This window comes from Caulobacter sp. SRI_008 (genome assembly GCF_057586355.1).
This window is the reverse complement of record NZ_JBYCZS010000020.1, coordinates 92,742-112,413: the sequence shown is the minus strand read 5'-3', so window position 1 is coordinate 112,413 and position 19,672 is coordinate 92,742. Positions and strand designations below refer to the sequence as shown.

The following is a 19,672-nucleotide window of genomic DNA, read 5'->3' as shown; positions in this document are numbered from 1 at the left end:
AACGCCCGCCCATGACCTTCGCCCGCATCCTGCTCGGAGGGCTCGCCGCCGCCGCGCTCTCGACGTCCCTGGCGGCCGCCCAGACCAAGCCGCTGGCCGTCGTGAACGCTGAGATCTTCGACGCCACGGGCGCCGCGCCCTATCACGGGACGCTGGTGGTCAAGGACGGCCGCATCGTCGCCGTCGGCGCGGGGGTCAAGGCGCCCAAGGGGGCGACCGTCATCGACGCCAAGGGCGCGGCCCTGCTGCCGGGCTTCTTCGACGTCCATACTCACTGGACCCCGAACGGCGTTCCCAGCCTCGTGCCCAAGATCGCCGACGCCTATGTCGCCGCCGGGGTGACGACGGTGAACGACTTCCACCAGCAGCCGGAATCCTTCACGCCCCGCCGCCAGTGGCTGGGGACGCTGACCGCGCCGCACGTCAACTTCGTCGCCCGCATCAGCACGCCGGGCGGTCACGGCGCCGACTGGGCCGACCAGGCCACCACCCGCTGGGTCGACACCCCCGAGAGCGCCAAGGCGGCGGTGGACGCCATCGCCCCCTACAAGCCCGACGCCATCAAGGCCTTCACCGACGGCTGGCGCTACGGCTCCGCGCCCGACAACACCAGCATGGACGCCTGGACTTTGAAGGCCCTGACCGACGAGGCCCACAAGTACGGCCTGAAGGTCCTCACCCACACCGTCACGGTCGAGCGCGGCATGGTGGCGGCCAAGAGCGGCGTCGACGTCATCGCCCACAGCCTGCAGGACGAGCCGGTCGATGCGGCCACGGTGGCGGCGATCAAGGCCTCGGGCATGGCCTACGCTCCGACCCTGGCCGTCTACGAGCCGGTCAAGCCGGGCGCCAAGCCGCCGGCCGACCCGGACAGCCCGCGCGCCCGCCAGGCCCGCGCCAAGTTCGGCTACGCGCTTTCCAACGCCAAGACCCTGTTCGACGCCGGCGTGCCGCTGGCCCTGGGCACCGACGCCGGCATGACCGGCACGCCGCACGGCTCGTCCAGCCAGCGCGAGCTGGAACTGCTGGTCCAGGCCGGCCTGACCCCGGCCCAGGCCCTGACCGTCGGCACCGCCGGCAGCGCCAAGGCCATGAACCTGATCGCCGACCGCGGCACGCTGGAGGCCGGCAAGCGGGCCGACTTCGTGCTGGTCGGCGGCAAGCCCTGGGACACGATCGCCGACGTTTACAAGGTCGAGCGCGTGTTCATCGACGGCCAGGCCGCCTTCGGTCCCGGCGCGACGCGCTCGCCCGCCAACGACCGCATGACCCCGCCGGCCTTGAAGGCGACCGCCCTGATCGACGACTTCGAGCGCGCCGACGGCCGCACCAGCCTCGACACCCTGCGCCTGGACGACTTCGACGGCGGCCGCGACCGCAGCCTCGAGGTTTCGCAGGTCATCGACCGCGAAGGCGGCGGCAAGGTGCTGAGCGTCGGCGCGCGCATGGCGACCAAGGACGACGCCTCGGCCGGCGTGCTGCTGCCGCTCACCCGCGGTTCGGTGACGCCGGTGGACGCCAGCGCCTTCAAGGGCCTGTCGCTGTCGCTGCGCGGCGACGGCGGAACCTATGTGGTGGGCTTCAACACCGCCGGCGGCCGCTGGCAGGCCAAGGTCAAGGCCGGTCCGCAATGGACCAAGGTGACGCTGCCGTTCTCGGCCTTCACGCCGGCTTCGGCCAAAGCCGAGAAGAAGGCCTGGACCGGGACCGACCTCTTCGAGGTGGGCGTCGAGGGCGAGCGTCCGGCCGGCGCCAAGCTGTGGTTCGAACTGGACGACGTGACCTTCTACTGAGGTCCGTCTTCCAGGTCCGTCCGGGGTCCGTCAGGCGGATTTCGGGGGCGTGGCGGTTTGACGCGGCGAGCGCTTGTCTCCCCAATGGAACAAGCGTTCGGCGGGCGACGGGGATGACGAATCCCCGTCATTACCGCGATTTAAGTGGTCTTGCGGCGGTCCGCGGCTCAAACCGTAACCAGCAAGGTCGCTTATTGGACCGCACGGAGACCGCCGATGGCCCGAATGGGCAACATGCTCGCCGCCGCCCTGGTCATGGGTCTGACGACCCTGGCCGGACAGGCCCAGGCCAAGGCCTCGATCGAGGACAAGGACGTGGCTCGTCTGGTGTCGCTCGGTGGCATGTGCGTGAGCTGCGATCTGGCCGGCCGCAAGATGACCGGCGCCAAGTTCACCGGCGCCAACTTCGCCAAGGCCAACCTGATCGGCGCGGATCTGCGCGGCGCGGTGTTCTTCGGCTCCAACTTCCAGTCCGCCGACCTGTCGCGCGCCGACCTGCGCGGGGCCGAGATGCGCGGCGCCAATTTCCAGAACGCCAACTTCTCCGGGGCCCGCCTGTCGGGCGTGGAGTCGAGCGCCGCCAACTTCCAGAACGCCAATCTGGCCCGCGCCGACCTGACCTCGGCCGAGCTGCACGGCGCCAACCTGGAGGCCGCCAGCCTGATCGACGCGCGCCTGGCCAATTCCGAGATGCACGGCAGCAATCTGGCCTCGGTCAACGCCCGCGGCGCCGACTTCTCCAACGCCGAGATCAACGGCTCCAACCTCACCGGCGGCCGGTTCGACCGCGCCCAGTTCCGCAACGCCTCGCTGACGGCCTCCAACCTGCGCGGCGGCAGCTTCACGGGCGCGGACTTCAAGGGCGCGGACTTCTCGGGCGTGCGCCTGTTCGGCGTCGATCTCAGCGGGGCCAAGGGCCTGACCCAGGACCAGCTCGACGAGGCCTGCGGCGACACCGCCACGCGCCTGCCGCCGGGCCTGTCGATCAAGGCCTGCGGCCGCAGCAGCCGTTCGCGGATCTCGATCATCCAGGGCATGCCCGCTCCGCCGGCCCCGCCCGCGCCTCCGGCCCCGCCGTCTATCCCAAGCGCTGACCGCCCCAAGCGCTGACCGCCAGGCGGTTCCGCTAACATCATCCGGAACGCGGTTCTCACGGCCGCGTTTGCTAAGATGGTGAACGCCGCGTTGGCTAGGGACCTCGCGGCGATTGCGCAACAGCAGAGGTTGTGAGATCAAGACGCACGGCGCGGGGGGACACCATGCCACAGCATGACCTGAGGGAGGGGCAATCCATGCCCCTGCCCAGCTATTTGAGCTATTTGATGTATCAGACCGAGCAGCATCGGCGCGCCTTGGCGGCCGACCATGTTGCGAGTCACGGTCTGTCGTTTCCGAAATGGGTGGCGATGCTGTCGCTGGCCCGGTTCGGCGAGTGTTCAATGACGCGGCTGGCCAAGCTTTCGGCGGCCGACCGCACCACGCTCACCCGGTCGATCGACGGCCTGATCCGCGACGGCCTGGTCGAGCGCGGCGGCGCGCCGAACGACCGCCGTAAGGTGGTGGTGCGCCTGACCGAGACGGGGGCGGCGCTGCTGGAGCAGATCCGCAGCGAGCTCGCGCCCCTGCACCAGGAAGCCTGTTCGGAACTGAGCGCTGACGAGCAGTCGGCCCTGGCTTTCTATCTGAAGAAGATGCTGGGCGGCCTGATCCCGGAACCCGACTGGAAGGACGAGATCCTCTCGTTCGGCCCGCCGATCCCGACGATGGCCTGATCTCTCCAGATCATGCCTGGAGCGCAATCTCCGATTAAGTGATTGCGCTCCATGGTGGAGCTTCGCGGCCGCTAGGGGCCGCGAAGGGGAGCTTCATCACATGAACGTCGAACAGGTCGCCGAGCACATTCAGGATTACGCGCAGGGCCCCACGGGCATCGCCGTGCAGTCCGGCGGCGTGACCTATCAGATGATGGGTTGGGATGCGATGATCCAGCATGGGGGGCAGGGGTCGGCCGATATCGTGCTGGCCAATCTTTTCGGAACCATCGTCGATGGCCAACTCACCCTGTTGACCCAGGGCGAGGCGGTGTTCGTTGTCGAACAGCAGGTCAGCGGTGCTCGCCTGGCCGTGGGCGTTGTCGATCCCAACTAGACGGGGTGTCGCGCGGTCAGTCGTCGTGCCTGACCTTGCCGCGCATGGACTTCACGCCTGACCGCTTCGTCTTGGTCTCCAGCCGCTTGAGCTTGCTGGAATAGGTCGGCTTGGTCGGGCGGCGGGGCTTGGGTTTCTCGGTGGCGCGGCGGATCAGCTCGACCAGGCGCTCGCGGGCGTCCTGGCGGTTCAGTTCCTGCGAGCGGTGGCCCTGGGCGAACAGCACCAGCACGCCCTCCTGGGTCATGCGGCTGCCGCCCAGCGCCGTCAGCCGGGCCTTGATGTCGTCGGTCAGGGTCGGGGAGTTGGCGACGTCGAAGCGCAGCTCGATCGCCGTCGAGGTCTTGTTGACGTGCTGGCCGCCGGGCCCCGAGGCGCGGGCGGCCTTTTCGACCAGTTCGTCCTCGTCGATGCGCAGCCAGGAGGTGATCTCGATCATCGCGGGACCACGCGGCGGGCCTTGACCACGGCCTGGTCGAGGGCCTGCAGGAATTTGCTGCGGTCCTGCGGGCCGAAGGCCTTGGGGCCGCTGGTGACCTCGCCCATCGAGCGCAGGTGCTCGCCGATCGAGCGCGAGGCCAGGGCCGAGCCGATCATGTCGTTGGTGAACACCCGGCCGTTGGGCGCGATGGCCGCGCCGCCGGCCTTCAGCACGCGGTCGGCCAGGGGAATGTCGTTGGTCACCACCACGTCGCCTGGTCCCGCGCGCTCGGCGATCCAGTCGTCGGCGACGTCGGGGCCGGCGTCGACCACGATCTGCTCGATGGCGGGGGTGGCGGGGACGCGGATCCAGCTGTTGGAGACGACATAGGTCTTCAGCCCGTTGCGGGCCGCGACCTTGTAGGTCTCGTCCTTCACGGGGCAGGCGTCGGCGTCGATGTAGATCGTCGTCATGGCCGCCCTATAGCACAGGCAAAGCGCGCCAGGGCTAGGTGTGAGCGGCTAGCCCGCCGGGCGCGCGGCAACTGTTTGAACTCGGCTGTCAGACCAGGGCCAGCAGGGCCGGGATCACTTCGTCCTTCAGCAGCGGCGCCAGGGGCAGGCCGGCGGGCGGGGAGGCCGGGTCGATCCAGGCCAGCTCCTCGATCTCGGCCTGGGCGGCGATGTCGCCCTCGACCACGGCCAGATAGGTCGCCGACTGCACCGTGAAGCCCGCCTCGTTGGCGGCAGGAGCAGAGAAGCGACCCAGCAGGTTGGCCGAGACCAGCCGGCAGCCCAGTTCCTCGTCGAGTTCCCGGGCCAGGGCCGTCAGGTCGTCCTCGCCGGGATCGCGCTTGCCGCCCGGCTTCATGAAGATCGCCGTGCCGCGCTTGCGCACCAGCAGCATTTGGCCGGCGTCGTCGCGGATCACGGCGGTGACGATGTCGAGGACCTTGGTCATGGCCCCCAGCATAGCCGCTTCGGAGATTCGGCGCGTCAGGGCTGGGCGGCCGCCAGCACGTGCTCGGCCAGCAGTTTTTCGCTGATCGCATGCGGCTGGCGGACGTCGAAATTGACCGTGGTGACCACCGCCACCAGATCGAGATCGGGCACGATGGCGACCTTGTTGCCGCCTGAGCCGTTCATCACCCAGGCCTTGTGGCCCGCAAAGGTCTGCAGCCAGATCAGGTAGCCGTAGTCGGTGTCCGGCCGGGCGTTGGCGTGCGGCGCGGTGGCGGCGGCCACGAACGACGCCGGCAACACCTGCTTTCCGTCCCACTTGCCGCCGTTGAGATAGAGCTGGCCCAGCTTCAGCAGGTCGCGGCTGCGCAGGCCAAGTCCGCCGCCGCCCTGGGCCAGACCCAGGGGCGAGATCTGCCAGCGCTCGCCCTCGATCCCCAGCGGCCCGAACAGCGCCTCGCGGGCGAAGGCGGGCAGGGGCTTGCCGACCGCGCCCTGCACCACGGCCCCCAGGGTCGTCACGCCGGCCGTGCAGTAGGAGAAGGATCGGCCGTAGGGCGCGTCGGCGGGTTTCTGCACCCACTCGGGAAAGCCGCGCACCGGCAGGTCGAGATAGAAGCCGACCCAGTCCTCGATCAGGTACATCCGCTCCTCGTTGCCGCGCGAGAACTGGTTCTCGTCGTCGCATTCGGCGATGGAGCTCATGGTCATCAGGTCCTCGACCGTGACCTTGTCCTTGCGCGGATCGGGATTGGCGGCCGGCGGGCGGCCCTTCAGGTAGGGTTTGATCGGCGCATCCACGCTCGGAATGGCGCCGCGGGCGATGGCTGCCCCGGCCAGCATGGCGGTGATGGTCTTGGTGGCCGAGCGGGTGTTGCGGCGGGCTTCCGGGCCCTCGTCATCGTAATAGGCCTCGAACACCAGCTTGCCGTGGCGGGCGATCAGCACGCTGGTGATCTTCTGGAACTGGCCGGCCTTGATGGCCGCCGACATGGCCTCCAGCTTTTCGGCCGACATCCCCTCGGCGGCTGGCGCGGCGCTCGCCCAGTCCGGGGCGGCGTGAGCATACGAAAGCGGGGCCAGCGCCAGGGCGGCGGCGAACAGAAAGCGTTTCACGACAAAGCGACTCCGACTTGCACGCCCAAGCTTTAGGCGAGCGTCGGGGTCTCGTCTTGGACGCATGAAACATCCGACCGGCGCCCGCACAGCCGCGCGAACTCGCCAGGCGTCACGCCATAGGCCAGGCGGAACTGGCGATTGAGGTGGCTCTGGTCGCAGAACCCCGCGCTAAGGGCGATCTCACCGATGGAGACGCGGCCCTGCATCAGGAGGTCGGCCGCCCGTTCCAGCCGCCGGGTCCGCAGGCGCTCCCCCGGCGCGGCGCCCAGCCAGCGGCGATAGCCGCGCGCCAGGTGGACGGGATGCACCCCGGCGACGCGGGCCAGGTCGGCCACGCCGATCGGCTGGTCGAAGGCGTCGGCCAGGAAGGTCTCGGCCAGGGCCAGCCAGGGCGGGGGATGGTCGCTGTCGCGCGCCGGGGCCAGGGCCTCGGCCGCCAGCTCCAGGCTCAGCGCCTCCAGCGACAGGGTTTCGGGATCCGCCGACAGCAGCGAGCGGGTCAGGCGCAGGGCCGCGCGGCGGGCGACCGGCCCCGTCAGCCTCAGGGCGTCGATCGCCGCCCGGCCGTCGGCCAGGCTCCGCCAGTCGCCCGCTCCGAAGCTGACGGCCAGGAAGTAGCCGCCCTCGTTTACGAAGCGGTCGCGATGGACGACGCCCGGCGGATTGTAGACCAGCACCGGACCCTCGGTGGCGGGGCCCCAGGCCGTGGTCTCGTAGCGGCCGTGGGTGGCCAGCACGAAGTGGGCGTCGTCGTGGCTGTGCTCGTGCACGTGCTCGGCGCTGGTCGTAGCCGCCAAGTGCGCGAGCCGCACGCCCGACAACTGACGCTCGATCGTCGGCGCGCCATAGAACCGTCCCGGTGCGAAGGCGGTCCTCGGGGCGGTCATATCAGCCCAGCTTCTCCGCCGCCCAGGGGGCGAAATAGGTGATGATCCCGGCCGCGCCGGCCCGCTTGAAGGCGGCCAGGCTTTCGAGGATGGCGCGCTCCTCGTCGATCCAGCCATTGGCCCCGGCGGCCTTGATCATCGCGTACTCGCCCGACACTTGGAAGGCGTAGGTGGGCATGCGGAACTCGTCGACCAGGCGGCGCAGGATATCCAGGTACGGCAGGCCCGGCTTGACCATCACCATGTCGGCGCCCTCGGCGATGTCGAGGGCGACCTCGCGGATGGCCTCTTCCGTGTTGGACGGATCCATCTGGTAGGTCTTCTTGTCGCCCTGGCCCGCCGAGAGCTTGGCCGAACCGATGGCGTCGCGATAGGGGCCGTAGAAGGCCGAGGCGTACTTAGCCGCGTAGGACATGATCAGGGTGTCGTGCCAGCCGTCGCCTTCCAGCGCCCCGCGCAGGCGGCCGATGCGGCCGTCCATCATGTCCGAAGGGGCCAGGATGTCGGCGCCGGCGGCGGCCTGCATCAGGCCTTGCTCGATCAGGCGCTCGATGGTGGCGTCGTTGAGGATCTTGCCGCCCTCGACCACGCCGTCGTGGCCGTGGTCGGTGAAGGGGTCCAGGGCCACGTCGCACATGATCCCGACCTCGGGGGCGGCGTCCTTCATGGCTTTCACGGCGCGTGGGATAACCCCGTCCGGATCGGCGGTGATCGAGCCGGTGGCGTCTTTCCGCGACGGATCGATGTGCGGGAAGATGGCGATGGCGGGGATGCCAAGGTCGCGGGCGCGGACGGCGGCCTTGGCCGCCTCCTTGACGCTCAGTCGATCGACGCCGGGCATCGAGGCCACCGGCACGGTTCCTTCGCCCTCGTGCACCACCATCGACCAGATCAGGTCGGACGGTCGCACCTCGGTCTCGCGCACGAGACGACGGGTCCAGTCGGCCTGACGCAGGCGGCGCAGGCGCGAGGCGGGGTAGGGGGCGAGAGGAGGAACGGTCATGCGAAGGGTTTCGCGCGCGTTGTCCCGGGAGGCAAGGCCGGAAGGCCCTTAAGGGACTACTCGGTCTTGGTCGTGACGCTGGCCTGCTGGACGCCGTCGACGCGGGTCCAGACCTGCGACTTGCAGAACAGGCCGCCCAGGACGCAGCCCTTGGCGCGCATGGTGCGGGCGTCGATGAACTCGGCCGTGCCGTTCAGCGTCACCTTCAGCGTCGGAACAAAGACGCGGCCCCGCATGTTGCCGTTGCCTGTGGGCGCGAAGTCGCGCAGCACCTGCTGGCCGACCAGGGTGTCGTAGCCGCTCTTCTTGGCGTCCGCCTCGGCCTTGCGGCTGGCGTAGACGACCCAGCCGCACATGCTCTTGCCGCAGTCGGTGATGTGCAGGCGGATGTTGTCCTTGGGATTGCGCCAGACGCCCAGATTCTCGGCGTGAGCCGGCGCGGACACAAACGTGAACAGGGCCGCGACCGCGGCCAAAGCGGTAATGAACTTTTGCATGGAACCGAGACGACGCCTCCGACAGCGACGATCTGATACCGAGAGGGTTCCGGATCAAGGGAGGTGCGACGTTTCGCACCCGATTTCGCTGCGGCGCCGCATTCATATTCGCCAACTGAGATATGATTGACACACTCCGCCGGGCGAGGCACGTCAGCGGCCAAGATGATGAGGGCGGATCTGCCCCGCATGGGAGGAAATGGCGCATGGATTTCGCGCTGAACGACGATCAACGCGCCATCCAGGAGATGGCGTCCGGCTTCGCCGCGGAACGCCTTGCCCCGCATTCGGCGCGGTGGGACGAGCACAAGCACTTCCCGGTCGACGTGCTGCGCGAGGCGGCCGCGCTTGGTTTCGCCGGTATCTACGTGCAGGACGACCTGGGCGGCAGCGGCCTTTCGCGCCTCGACGCCTCGATCATCTTCGAGGCCCTCAGCTACGGCGACGTGCCGACGGCGGCGTACCTCACCATCCACAACATGGCCTCGTGGATGATCGACCGCTTCGGCTCGGACGATCTGCGCCGACGCTACCTGCCGCGCCTGACCACCATGGAGCTGATCGCCAGCTACTGCCTGACCGAGCCGGGCTCGGGCTCCGACGCGGCGGGCATGCGCACCACGGCCCGTCTGGACGGCGACCATTACGTTCTGAACGGCGGCAAGGCCTTCATCTCCGGCGGCGGGGTGTCGGACGTCTATGTCGTCATGGCCCGCACCGGCGGCGAGGGTCCCAAGGGCGTCTCGGCCTTCGTGGTCGAGAAGGGAACGTCGGGCCTGTCGTTCGGGGCCAACGAGCGCAAGATGGGCTGGAACGCCCAGCCCACCGCCCAGGTCAATTTCGACGACTGCCGTGTGCCCGTCGCCAACCGCATCGGCGGGGAGGGCGAGGGCTTCCGCTTCGCCATGATGGGCCTCGACGGCGGCCGTCTGAACATCGCCTCCTGCTCGCTGGGCGGCGCCCAGTTCGCCCTCGACACGGCCAAGGCCTACCTCGAGACCCGAAACCAGTTTGGCCGCCCGCTGAAGGATTTCCAGGCCCTGCAGTTCAAGCTGGCCGACATGGCCACCGAGCTGGAGGCCGCCCGCCTGATGGTGCGCCGCGCCGCCCACGCGCTCGACAACAAGGACCCGCAGGCCACCAAGCTGTGCGCCATGGCCAAGCGCTTCGCCACCGACGCCGGCTTCCAGGTCGCCAACGACGCCCTGCAGCTGCACGGCGGCTACGGCTACCTGCAGGACTATCCGCTGGAGCGCATCGTCCGCGACCTGCGGGTGCACCAGATCCTCGAAGGCACCAACGAGATCATGCGGGTGATCATCGCCCGCGAGATGTTCCGGCAGTGAGGATGAGGTAGGGTTCAACGATCCGATATGGGAGAGGGCCAGGCCATGCGTGAAATCGATGAAGCCAAGGCCAAGACCCATTTTTCGGCGCTGCTGAAAGCCGTGGAACAGGGCGACGAGACCATCGTGATCACCCGAAACGGCCATGCCGTGGCGAAGCTGGAGCCGCTAGCCGCCGCAGAGATGAAAACTCCTGGGGCGGCCCGAAAGGCCTGAGACGCGACGCACGGCAATGCTTGCTGCTTCGAAGGGGACGGCGATCTAGGTTTGCCCTAAATGGGCTGGCTGGCCGAGCAGATGGCCGCGCGTAAAATCAGGTTCGAAGCCAAGTGATCTATCTCTGCCGCCACGGCCAGACGCAGTTCAATCGCGAGGGACGCTTCCAGGGCCAGACCGAGTCGGACCTGACCGCCCTTGGACGCGCCCAGGCCCGCGCCATGGGCGACCTGCTGGCCGACCTGGTCGCGCGCGAGCCGTCCGACGCCTGGCGGATCGTCGCCAGCCCGCTGCGCAGGTCGCGCCATACGGCCGAGGCGATCGCCGAGCGCACGGGCCTTTCGCTGAGCTTCGACGATCGCCTGCTGGAGATCAGCGTCGGCGACTGGTCGGGCCGGCTGCGCGAGGACATTCGCCGCGATAATCCGGAGCTGTTCGCCAGCTATGAATGGGCCTTCCGCGCGCCCGGCGGCGAGACCTTCGAAGACGTCACCGCCCGCGTCGCCGGCTGGCTGGCCGAGCAGGCTCCGGAAGGCCAGCGCCGGCTGATCGTCGTCAGCCATGGCGTCGCCGGCCGCCTGCTGCGCGGCGCCTATGCCGGCCTGTCGCGCGCCGACACCCTGGCCCAGGAGGTGCCGCAGGACGCGGTCTATCGCCTGATGGCCGGCCAGATCGACCGCTTCGACTGCGCGCCCGTCGAAGACCCCGAATTCGCCTGAGATCCCAGATGACCGACGCTCCCCCCAAGCAGGCCCCCGAAGTCCTGATCCGCGCCAAGAAGAACGTGGGCCGGATCACGCTGAACCGGCCCCAGGCGCTGCACGCCCTGACGCTGTCGATGTGCGAGACCATGATCCAGGCCCTGCTGGACTGGCAGGCCGATCCCGAGATCGACATGGTCATGATCGACCACGCCGGCGAGCGCGGCTTCTGCGCCGGCGGCGACATCCGCATGCTCGCCGAGAGCGGGGCCGGCGACGGCGTCGAGGCGCGCAAGTTCTTCCATACCGAGTACCGGCTGAACCACCTGCTGTTCCACTACGACCGGCCCGTCGTGGCGATCATGGACGGCGTGGTGATGGGCGGCGGCGTGGGCATTTCGATGCCGGCCCACTACCGGATCGCCACCGAGCGCACGACCTTCGCCATGCCCGAGACCGGCATCGGCCTGTTCCCCGACGTCGGCGGCGGCTGGTACCTGCCGCGGCTGCCGGGCAAGGCGGGGCTTTGGCTTGCGCTCACGGGAGCGCGGATCAAGGGCGCGGACTGCATGCGCCTGGGGATCGCCACCCACTTCGTCGAGTTCGGCGCGGTCGAGGGGCTGAAGAAGGCCGTCCTGGCCGACCATCGCCGCATCGACGAGACCCTGCGCATGTACCGCGCCGACGCCGGCAAGGCGCCGCTGGTTGGCTTCGAGCAGGACCTGAACCGCCTGTTCGTCGGCGACAGCGTCGAGCAGATCTTCGAGTTCCTCGAGGCCGACTCCAGCGACTGGGGCAAGGCCCAGCTGGCGGTGCTGAAGACCAAGTCGCCTCAAACCCTGAAGGTCGCCTTCGAGCAGCTGAAGCGCGGCGAGGCCATGACCGACTTCGCCGAGCACATGGCCATGGAGTACCGGATCGGCTCGCGCGTCGTGCGCCGTCACGACTTCATCGAGGGCGTGCGGGCGGTGATCGTCGACAAGGACAACGCGCCCCGCTGGGACCCGCCGACGGTCGATGCGGTGGATGACGCCGATATCCAGGCGATCTTCGCCCCGCTGCCGGCCGACGAGGAGTGGACGCCCCTGGCCGAGGCCTGACGGCGTTCGGCGTCGGGAGACGCCCCAACGGCATTGCCGGTGGCGGTTCGCGTCGCTAGCTTGCGCGCAACTAAGAAGACCCTCCGGAAGGAAGACCATGCGTAAGCCGCTTCTCAGCCTCGTCGCCGCGCTCGCCCTGACCGCCTGCGCCACGACCCCGATGGGACCGGTCGAGCCGCCGCCGCCGCCTCCGGCCGACGCTCCGGTCGCCATTCCGGCCAACATCATCGCCGCGGTCGAGAACCCGCTGCGTCCCGAGGCCGACAGCAAGCGCGACGCCGACCGCCTGCCGGCCCAGGTGCTGGCCTTCGCCGGCGTGCGCACCGGCGCCAAGGTGGCCGACCTGATCCCGGGCGGCGGCTATTTCACCCGCATCCTGTCGCGGGCCGTCGGTCCGCGCGGCCACGTCTACGCCTATGTGCCCGACGAGCTGACCAAGCTCGCCAAGCGCGAGCCGGCGGTGAACGCCATCGCCGCCGATCCGGCCTACAAGAACGTGTCGGTGATCCTCAACACCCTGCCCAACTTCAACGCGCCCGAGAAGCTGGACCTGGTGTTCACCGCCCAGAACTACCACGACATGCACACCCCGCTGATGGGGCCGGCCGACCTGTCGGTCGTGAACCGCAAGATCTTCCAGGCCCTGAAGCCGGGCGGCGTCTACCTGGTGCTCGACCACTCGGCCCAGCCGGGCTCGGGCCTGCGCGACTCCGAGAAGCTGCACCGCATCGACCCCGAGACGGTGAAGGCCGAGGTCACCGCCGCCGGCTTCGTCTTCGAAGGCGAGAGCCGCGTGCTGCGCGACGCCGCCGACAAGCGCAACGTCTCGGTGTTCGACCCGTCGATCCGCGGCAAGACCGACCAGTTCATCTACAAGTTCCGCAAGCCGGCCGGGGCGCGTTAAGCGCTCCCGCCACCGGCCTGCAACGACAAGGACCGCGCCCACGTAGGCGCGGTTCGCATTTAGGGAGCGTAGCGATGACCAGGATCGCCTTCATCGGCCTGGGCAACATGGGCGGCGGCATGGCCGCCAACCAGGCCAAGGCCGGCCACGCCGTGGCGGCGTTCGACCTGTCGGCCAAGGCGCTGGAGCGCGCGGTCGGCGCGGGCTGCGTCGCCGCCGGCTCGGTGGCCGACGCGGTGCGCGAAGCCGAGATCGTCATCACCATGCTGCCGGCCGGACCCCACGTCCGCGCCGTTTACTGCGAGCAGGTGCTGCCCCATGCGCCGAAGTCGGCCCTGCTGATCGACTGCTCCACCATCGACGTCGACAGCGCCCGCGCTGTGGCGCAGCAGGCGAGGGCGGCCGGTTTTCGCTTCGCCGACGCGCCGGTGTCCGGCGGGATCATGGCCGCCGAGGCCGGGAGCCTGGCGTTCATGGTCGGCTGCGACGACGACGACTTCGCCGCCGTCGAGGCCGCGTTGAAGCCGATGGCGCGGGCGGTGATCCATGCCGGCGGCCACGGCGCGGGGCAGGCGGCCAAGATCTGCAACAACATGCTGCTGGGCGTCTCGATGCTGGGAACCTGCGAGGCCTTCGCCCTGGCCGAAAAGCTGGGCCTGGCCGCCGACCGTTTCTTCGAGATCGCCAGCCAGTCGTCGGGCCAGTGCTGGTCGGTTTCGACCTACTGCCCAGTGCCGGGCGTCGGGCCCGCCACGCCCGCCGATCGCGGCTACGAGGGCGGATTCGCCACGGCGATGATGCTGAAAGACCTCAAGCTCGCCCAGGAAGCCGCCGCCCGGGCCGGGGCCAGCACGCCCATGGGCGCCCAGGCCGAGGCCCTCTACGCCCTGTTCGACGCCAACGGCTTCGGCGGCAAGGACTTCTCGGCCGTGCTGCAACTGTTGCGCGGACGTCTTGCGGAGCTTGCCTGAACAAGGCAGGGTTGAGTTCGCCGCTCATAGAACCAATCGATGCGACACCAAGGCTAATTCCAATTTGTAGGTAGAGGCCCTTAGGTGGACACTACGTCGGCGCGGTGCGAAAAGCCGGGCTAGAAGAACAAGGACCGCCGGGCCTCGGTCCGGGGGGAAGATACGAGCATGGACTACAAAGCCGCGTTCACCGCTGCTGTCTCCCAGATCCGCAACGAAGGCCGCTACCGGGTGTTCGCCGACCTGAAGCGCCATCGCGGCGCCTTCCCGCGCGCGACCTGGACTCGCGCCGACGGCGGCGAGAGCGAAGTCGTGGTCTGGTGCTCGAACGACTATCTCGGCCAGGGCCAGAACCCCGTCGTGCTGGACGCCATGCACCAGGCGATCGACGAGCACGGCTCGGGCTCGGGCGGCACCCGCAACATCTCGGGCACCAACCACCACCACGTGGAGCTGGAAGCCGAGCTGGCCGACCTGCACGGCAAGCAGGCCGCGTTGCTGTTCACCTCGGGCTACGTGTCGAACGAAGCCACGCTCAGCGTGCTGCAGAAGATTCTGCCGGGCCTGATCATCTTCTCCGACGCCCAGAACCACGCCTCGATGATCGCCGGCATCCGCAACGGCGGCGGCCCGCGTCACATCTTCCGCCACAACGACCTGGCCCATCTTGAAGAGCTGCTGGCGGCCGCCCCGGTCGACGCGCCCAAGCTGGTGGCCTTCGAGAGCGTCTATTCGATGGACGGCGACATCGCCGACATCGGCGCCACGGCCGCTCTCGCCAAGAAGTACGGCGCCATGACCTATCTGGACGAGGTCCACGCGGTCGGCATGTACGGCCCGCGCGGCGGCGGCGTCGCCGAGCGCGACGGCGTCATGGACCAGATCGACATCATCGAAGGCACGCTGGGCAAGGCGTTCGGCGTCATGGGCGGCTACATCACCGGCGACGCCGAGGTGATCGACGCCGTGCGCCTGATGGCCTCGGGCTTCATCTTCACCACCTCGCTGCCGCCGGCCCTGACCGCCGGGGCGCTGGCCAGCGTCAAGTGGCTGAAGCAGCACCCCGAAGTGCGCGACGCCCACCAGGAGCGCGCCCGCACCCTGAAGAAGATGTTCCAGGACGCCGGCCTGCCGGTCATGGAGAACGACAGCCACATCGTGCCCGTGCTGGTCGGCGATCCGGTCCACACCAAGCTGATCAGCGACATGCTGCTGGCCGATCACGGCGTCTACGTGCAGCCGATCAACTATCCGACCGTGCCGCGCGGCACCGAGCGCCTGCGCTTCACGCCGACGCCGTTCCACACCGACGACATGATGCGCAAGCTGGTCGGGGCGATGGAAAAGCTGTGGGCGCACTGCAACGTCGCCCGCATGGGCGGCCACGCGGCCTAAAACCCCGCCTTGGGTTTCGATCTCGGTTACCTGCGCGAGCTGGCCGAGGATGCGTTGGAGCATCCCGGCTGGTCGGGGCTGTCCGACTACTTCCGGTTTCGGCATCAGGGCCTGAGGCGCGAGGCGCTCGAAGCTCTCGACGTCTTCATGGCCGGGGCCGTGACTTGGCCGCTGGCGCAGCGCGTGACCCTGGTCGTCTGGATCGGCGAGAAGCGCATGGCCTATCGCGGCCAGCCCGAGGCCGTGCTGCCGGTTCCGCTGTTTCGCCTGCTCGTCCGTCCGACCCTGGAGGAATGGGCGAGCGCCAAGCCCTTCGATCCCTGGCCGCTGGTTTGGCTGGCGCGGCTGTCGAGCGGCGGCTCGACCTGGCACGCGCCGCCGCAGCCCTTCCTGCGCGAGGCGCTGGAGCGCGATCCGCTGTTCGCGCCCGCGCGGCTCGATCTCGTCGCCGCCGTCCTGGCCGACATCGCCTTCCATCAACACGAGCTGCCTGACGCCTATCTCGGCGACGCGCCGGCGGACCTCGCCGCCTTGGGCGAGGCGCGGGGCCTGCTGGCCGGGCTCGACGACGACGCCATCGCCGATCTGGCGCCCCGCATCGCCTGGGCGCGATCGGAAGCCCTGGCCTGGCTGGAGCGGGAAGCGGCGGTCTGAGGGGCCGTTCCACATTCGAAGGCCTCGCCCAGTCTACCGAGCATCCCCGCGAAGGCGGGGATCCAAGCCGAAGCTGCGGATAGCCCACGGCCGCACTTCATCCTGAAAGCCCGCTTGGGTCCCCGCCTTCGCGGGGATTGGACGGATTGGGGGCGACAAGTCGATGAATGCCCGTCCGACCTGAGGCTCTCCGCGTGGCGGTTTCCCGCTAAAAGGCCGCTGCAAAGCCGCGCCGCTTGCGGCTGGATGGAGCCCTGTACGCAGAGGAATCGCACCCGTGAAGACCATCGTGATCACCGGCAGCAGCCGCGGCATCGGCTACGGCCTGGCGGAAGCCTTCCTTGAGCGGGGCTGCCAGGTGGTGATCTCGGGCCGCAACCCGGCCGTCCTGGCCGAGGCCCTGGCCAAGCTGGAAGCCACCGGCGGCGCCGTCGCCGCCCAGGCCTGCGACGTCAGCAAGGTCGCCGACCTGGAAGCGCTGTGGAACACGGCCGTCGAGCGGTTCGGCGCGGTCGACATCTGGATCAACAACGCCGGCTCGGTGTCGCCGCGCGTGCGCCTCGACCAGGTGGAAGAGGCCGACATCGACGCCATCGTCGCCACCAACCTGCTGGGCGTGATCAAGGCCACCAAGCTGGCCATGACCCGCATGCTGGTGCAGCCCGGCGGCGGGGCGATCTACAATTTCGAGGGCTTCGGCAGCGACGGCATGACCGCCTCGGGCCTGACGCTATATGGCGCCACCAAGCGGGCGGTGTCCTATTTCACCAAGTCGATGGGCAAGGAGCTGGACGGCACCAGCGTGCGTATCGGCACGATCAGCCCCGGCATCGTCGCCACCGACCTGCTGCAGGCCGAGATGAAGGACGCCACCGACGCCGACCGCGAGCGCTCGATCAAGCTCTACAACATCCTCGGCGACCGCGTCGAAACCGTCGCCCCCTACATCGCCGACGGCGTGCTGAAGGGCGAGGCCACGGCCGCGCCGGTGCGCTGGCTGACCATGCCCAAGGCCATGGGCCGGTTCATGACCGCCTCGTTCAAGAAGCGCGACATCTTCTCCGAAGCGTGAGGAAGGGGAGGGCGACTACGCCCTCCGGCGCACGCCCTTGCCCAGCCCGATCTGCTTGGCGAAGTCCGAGCGGCGGGCGGCGTAGGCCGGGGCGACCATGGGATAGTCCGAGGGCAGGCCCCACTTGCGGCGGTAGTCCTCGGGGCTCATGTCGTAGTGCGAGCGCAGGTAGCGCTTCAGCATTTTGAGCTTCTTCCCGTCTTCCAGGCAGACGATGTAGTCGTGCTGCACCGAGCGGGAAACCGGCACGGCGGGCTTGGCCTTCTCGGTCGGCCTGGCCGCGACGGGCTCGCCGCCCAGGGTCTGAAGTGCGCCGTGCACGGTGCGGATCAGGTCGGGCACCGCGGTGTGGGAGACCTTGTTCTGTCCCACATAGGCCGCGACGATCCCGGCGCTCAGCGCCAGCAGGTCGGGCTCGTCCGTCAGTTCCGGTCCCGTTTCGCCGTGTGAAACCGCCATACGCATCCCGCCCGTTCTATTCGTTGCACTGAAAAACACCCGGCTTGGCGGCAACACCCGGCCGGGTTCGTGAGCAACGCATGGTTACTGCGACGGTTCCGTGATTGATCGCGGCGCGAAGGGAGTTAAAGAGAGCCCCGTCGACTCCCGCCCGCGGGAGCGCGTCGCCTAGAAAGCCCGCTGCCCGCACCCCCGCCTCTGCCCCAAGGAGCGCCCGATGACGACTTCCTCCGACCTGACCAAGTTCTTCGGCGCCGATCTCGCGTCCGCCGACCGCGACATCTTCGATCGCATTGGCCGGGAGCTGGGTCGTCAGCAGAACCAGATCGAGCTGATCGCCTCGGAAAACATCGTCTCGAAGGCGGTGCTCGAAGCCCAGGGCTCGATCCTGACCAACAAGTACGCCGAGGGCTATCCGGGCAAGCGCTACTACGGCGGCTGCGAATGGGTCGACGAGATCGAGACCATCGCCATCGAGCGCGCCAAGCAGCTGTTCGGCGCGGCCTTCGCCAACGTCCAGCCGCACTCGGGCTCGCAGGCCAATCAATCGGTGTTCATGTCGCTGCTGCAGCCGGGCGACACCTTCATGGGCATGGACCTGGCCGCCGGCGGCCACCTGACCCACGGCTCGCCCGCCAACCAGTCGGGCAAGTGGTTCAAGCCGGTGTCCTACACCGTGCGCCAGCAGGACCAACTGATCGACTACGACAACGTCGCCGAGGTTGCCCAGCGCGAGAAGCCCAAGCTGATCATCGCCGGCGGTTCGGCTTACAGCCGCGAGATCGACTTCGCCCGCTTCCGCGAGATCGCTGACTCGGTCGGCGCCTACCTGATGGTCGACATGGCCCACTTCGCGGGCCTGGTGGCCGGCGGCGTGTTCCCCAGCCCCGTCCCGCACGCCCACGTCGTCACCACCACCACCCACAAGACCCTGCGCGGCCCGCGCGGCGGCATGGTGCTGACCAACGACGAAGCCATCATCAAGAAGGTCAATTCGGCCGTGTTCCCCGGCCTGCAGGGCGGCCCGCTGGAGCACGTCATCGCCGCCAAGGCCGTGGCCTTCGGTGAAGCGCTGCAGCCTTCGTTCAAGGAATACGCCGCGCAGATCATCGCCAACGCCAAGGCCCTGGCCGAAGCGCTGGGCAAGTCGGGCGTCAACATCGTCTCGGGCGGCACCGACAGCCACCTGATGCTGGTCGACCTGCGTCCCAAGGGCGTGACCGGCCGCGACGCCGAGCACAGCCTCGAGCGCGCCCACATGACCTGCAACAAGAACGGCGTGCCGTTCGACACCGCGCCGTTCACGATCACCTCGGGCATCCGCCTGGGCACCCCGGCCGGCACGACCCGCGGCTTCAAGGAAGCCGAGTTCACCCGCGTGGGCGAGCTGATCGGCGAAGTGGTCAACGGTCTGGCCGCCAACGGCGCCGACGGCAACGCGGCCGTCGAAGCCAAGGTCCGCGAGGAAGTGCTGGCCTTGACGGCCCGCTTCCCGATCTACAACTAATGGGTTGAGGCCGCAGGGGAGGGCCCAAGATCATGCGCTGCCCATTCTGCGGCCACGCCGAAAGCCAGGTGAAGGACAGCCGCCCGTCGGAAGACGGCGCGGCCATCCGTCGCCGTCGCCTCTGCCCGGAGTGCGCCGGCCGCTTCACCACCTTCGAGCGCGTACAGCTCCGTGAGCTGATCATCGTCAAGCGGTCGGGCCGTCGCTCGCCGTTCGACCGTGACAAGCTGATGCGTTCGATCTCGCTGGCCACCCGCAAGCGGCCGATCGAGGGCGAGCGGGTCGAGCGGATGGTCAACGGCATCGTCCGCCGGCTGGAAAGCCAGGGCGAGACCGAGCTGCCGTCGTCAGCCGTCGGCGAGATGGTGATGACCGCCCTCAAGGCGCTCGATGACGTGGCCTATGTGCGCTACGCCTCGGTCTATCGCGATTTCCGGGAAACCAGCGATTTCGCGAAGTTTTTGGGCGAAGAAGGCTTGAGCGACGTCGCCGAAGACGAGCTATAGGCGCATTCTACGAT

At 68.9% G+C, this 19,672-nt stretch carries 23 protein-coding genes; 15 read left to right on the top strand and 8 right to left on the bottom strand.

The window, feature by feature from the left end:
* Positions 1 to 11: 11 nt before the first annotated feature.
* From AC2YHT_RS18090 to AC2YHT_RS18075, 4 genes are all read left to right on the top strand, one after another.
* The gene (locus AC2YHT_RS18090; protein ID WP_487291153.1) at positions 12 to 1,793 is read left to right on the top strand and encodes a CIA30 family protein; all 1,782 of its coding nucleotides are present in this window, start codon (positions 12 to 14) and stop codon (positions 1,791 to 1,793) included.
* Between the two features lie 216 nt (positions 1,794 to 2,009).
* Positions 2,010 to 2,903 carry a pentapeptide repeat-containing protein gene (locus AC2YHT_RS18085; RefSeq protein WP_487291151.1) on the top strand — a complete coding sequence of 298 codons (894 nt, stop codon included), beginning with the start codon at positions 2,010 to 2,012 and terminating at the stop codon, positions 2,901 to 2,903.
* 182 nt (positions 2,904 to 3,085) lie between these two features.
* Positions 3,086 to 3,565, top strand: a complete 480-nt coding sequence (locus tag AC2YHT_RS18080; protein ID WP_487291149.1) for a MarR family winged helix-turn-helix transcriptional regulator — start codon at positions 3,086 to 3,088, stop codon at positions 3,563 to 3,565.
* A 100-nt stretch (positions 3,566 to 3,665) separates the two neighbouring features.
* Complete coding sequence (locus tag AC2YHT_RS18075) at positions 3,666 to 3,941, top strand: hypothetical protein (RefSeq protein WP_487291147.1); 276 nt, start codon at positions 3,666 to 3,668, stop codon at positions 3,939 to 3,941.
* Positions 3,942 to 3,957: 16 nt separating this feature from the next.
* Here the strand turns inward: AC2YHT_RS18075 and arfB are convergent, their stop codons facing one another.
* The 7 genes from arfB to AC2YHT_RS18040 all read right to left on the bottom strand — a co-directional run bounded on the left by arfB (position 3,958) and on the right by AC2YHT_RS18040 (position 8,827).
* Positions 3,958 to 4,380 (bottom strand): alternative ribosome rescue aminoacyl-tRNA hydrolase ArfB, encoded by a 423-nt coding sequence (gene arfB, locus AC2YHT_RS18070; protein WP_110118217.1) that lies wholly within the window; start codon positions 4,378 to 4,380, stop codon positions 3,958 to 3,960.
* Positions 4,377 to 4,835: a YaiI/YqxD family protein gene (locus tag AC2YHT_RS18065; RefSeq protein WP_110118218.1), complete on the bottom strand. Its 459-nt coding sequence runs from the start codon at positions 4,833 to 4,835 to the stop codon at positions 4,377 to 4,379. The genes arfB and AC2YHT_RS18065 overlap by 4 nt, the downstream gene beginning before the upstream one ends.
* A gap of 88 nt (positions 4,836 to 4,923) precedes the next feature.
* A complete protein-coding gene (locus AC2YHT_RS18060; protein WP_487291145.1) occupies positions 4,924 to 5,322 on the bottom strand; it encodes an NUDIX hydrolase in 399 nt (132 codons plus the stop codon).
* Positions 5,323 to 5,357: 35 nt separating this feature from the next.
* Entirely contained in the window at positions 5,358 to 6,437 is a 1,080-nt protein-coding gene (locus tag AC2YHT_RS18055) for a serine hydrolase domain-containing protein (protein ID WP_487291143.1), read from the bottom strand.
* A 32-nt stretch (positions 6,438 to 6,469) separates the two neighbouring features.
* Complete coding sequence (locus AC2YHT_RS18050; RefSeq protein ID WP_487291141.1) at positions 6,470 to 7,327, bottom strand: helix-turn-helix domain-containing protein; 858 nt, start codon at positions 7,325 to 7,327, stop codon at positions 6,470 to 6,472.
* A 1-nt stretch (position 7,328) separates the two neighbouring features.
* Positions 7,329 to 8,330 (bottom strand): porphobilinogen synthase, encoded by a 1,002-nt coding sequence (gene hemB, locus AC2YHT_RS18045; RefSeq protein WP_487291140.1) that lies wholly within the window; start codon positions 8,328 to 8,330, stop codon positions 7,329 to 7,331.
* Between the two features lie 56 nt (positions 8,331 to 8,386).
* Entirely contained in the window at positions 8,387 to 8,827 is a 441-nt protein-coding gene (locus AC2YHT_RS18040; protein WP_487291138.1) for a DUF2147 domain-containing protein, read from the bottom strand.
* A gap of 206 nt (positions 8,828 to 9,033) precedes the next feature.
* On the opposite strand from AC2YHT_RS18040, the gene AC2YHT_RS18035 reads away from it, so the two are divergent.
* The 9 genes from AC2YHT_RS18035 (at position 9,034) to AC2YHT_RS17995 (ending at position 17,186) form a co-directional block, all read left to right on the top strand.
* The gene (locus AC2YHT_RS18035) at positions 9,034 to 10,173 is read left to right on the top strand and encodes an isobutyryl-CoA dehydrogenase (RefSeq protein WP_487291136.1); all 1,140 of its coding nucleotides are present in this window, start codon (positions 9,034 to 9,036) and stop codon (positions 10,171 to 10,173) included.
* Positions 10,174 to 10,218: 45 nt separating this feature from the next.
* The gene (locus AC2YHT_RS18030; protein WP_487291134.1) at positions 10,219 to 10,389 is read left to right on the top strand and encodes a type II toxin-antitoxin system Phd/YefM family antitoxin; all 171 of its coding nucleotides are present in this window, start codon (positions 10,219 to 10,221) and stop codon (positions 10,387 to 10,389) included.
* 113 nt (positions 10,390 to 10,502) lie between these two features.
* Positions 10,503 to 11,108, top strand: coding sequence for a histidine phosphatase family protein (locus AC2YHT_RS18025; RefSeq protein ID WP_487291133.1), 606 nt, complete (start codon positions 10,503 to 10,505; stop codon positions 11,106 to 11,108).
* Positions 11,109 to 11,116: 8 nt separating this feature from the next.
* On the top strand, positions 11,117 to 12,190 hold the full coding sequence (locus tag AC2YHT_RS18020) for an enoyl-CoA hydratase/isomerase family protein (protein ID WP_487291131.1): 1,074 nt from the start codon (positions 11,117 to 11,119) through the stop codon (positions 12,188 to 12,190).
* Between the two features lie 97 nt (positions 12,191 to 12,287).
* The gene (locus AC2YHT_RS18015) at positions 12,288 to 13,094 is read left to right on the top strand and encodes a class I SAM-dependent methyltransferase (RefSeq protein WP_487291130.1); all 807 of its coding nucleotides are present in this window, start codon (positions 12,288 to 12,290) and stop codon (positions 13,092 to 13,094) included.
* Positions 13,095 to 13,111: 17 nt separating this feature from the next.
* On the top strand, positions 13,112 to 14,065 hold the full coding sequence (mmsB, locus tag AC2YHT_RS18010; protein WP_487291184.1) for a 3-hydroxyisobutyrate dehydrogenase: 954 nt from the start codon (positions 13,112 to 13,114) through the stop codon (positions 14,063 to 14,065).
* 168 nt (positions 14,066 to 14,233) lie between these two features.
* Positions 14,234 to 15,460 carry a 5-aminolevulinate synthase gene (hemA, locus tag AC2YHT_RS18005; RefSeq protein WP_487291128.1) on the top strand — a complete coding sequence of 409 codons (1,227 nt, stop codon included), beginning with the start codon at positions 14,234 to 14,236 and terminating at the stop codon, positions 15,458 to 15,460.
* A gap of 9 nt (positions 15,461 to 15,469) precedes the next feature.
* Complete coding sequence (locus AC2YHT_RS18000; RefSeq protein WP_487291126.1) at positions 15,470 to 16,114, top strand: hypothetical protein; 645 nt, start codon at positions 15,470 to 15,472, stop codon at positions 16,112 to 16,114.
* 277 nt (positions 16,115 to 16,391) lie between these two features.
* Positions 16,392 to 17,186: an SDR family NAD(P)-dependent oxidoreductase gene (locus AC2YHT_RS17995; protein ID WP_487291124.1), complete on the top strand. Its 795-nt coding sequence runs from the start codon at positions 16,392 to 16,394 to the stop codon at positions 17,184 to 17,186.
* Between the two features lie 15 nt (positions 17,187 to 17,201).
* Here AC2YHT_RS17995 and AC2YHT_RS17990 read toward each other — a convergent pair whose 3' ends face one another.
* Positions 17,202 to 17,645: a Ros/MucR family transcriptional regulator gene (locus tag AC2YHT_RS17990; RefSeq protein ID WP_487291122.1), complete on the bottom strand. Its 444-nt coding sequence runs from the start codon at positions 17,643 to 17,645 to the stop codon at positions 17,202 to 17,204.
* Between the two features lie 217 nt (positions 17,646 to 17,862).
* Between AC2YHT_RS17990 and glyA the strand changes: the two genes are divergently transcribed.
* On the top strand, positions 17,863 to 19,152 hold the full coding sequence (gene glyA / locus AC2YHT_RS17985) for a serine hydroxymethyltransferase (protein WP_487291120.1): 1,290 nt from the start codon (positions 17,863 to 17,865) through the stop codon (positions 19,150 to 19,152).
* A gap of 32 nt (positions 19,153 to 19,184) precedes the next feature.
* Complete coding sequence (gene nrdR, locus AC2YHT_RS17980; protein WP_110118234.1) at positions 19,185 to 19,658, top strand: transcriptional regulator NrdR; 474 nt, start codon at positions 19,185 to 19,187, stop codon at positions 19,656 to 19,658.
* Positions 19,659 to 19,672 lie beyond the last annotated feature (14 nt).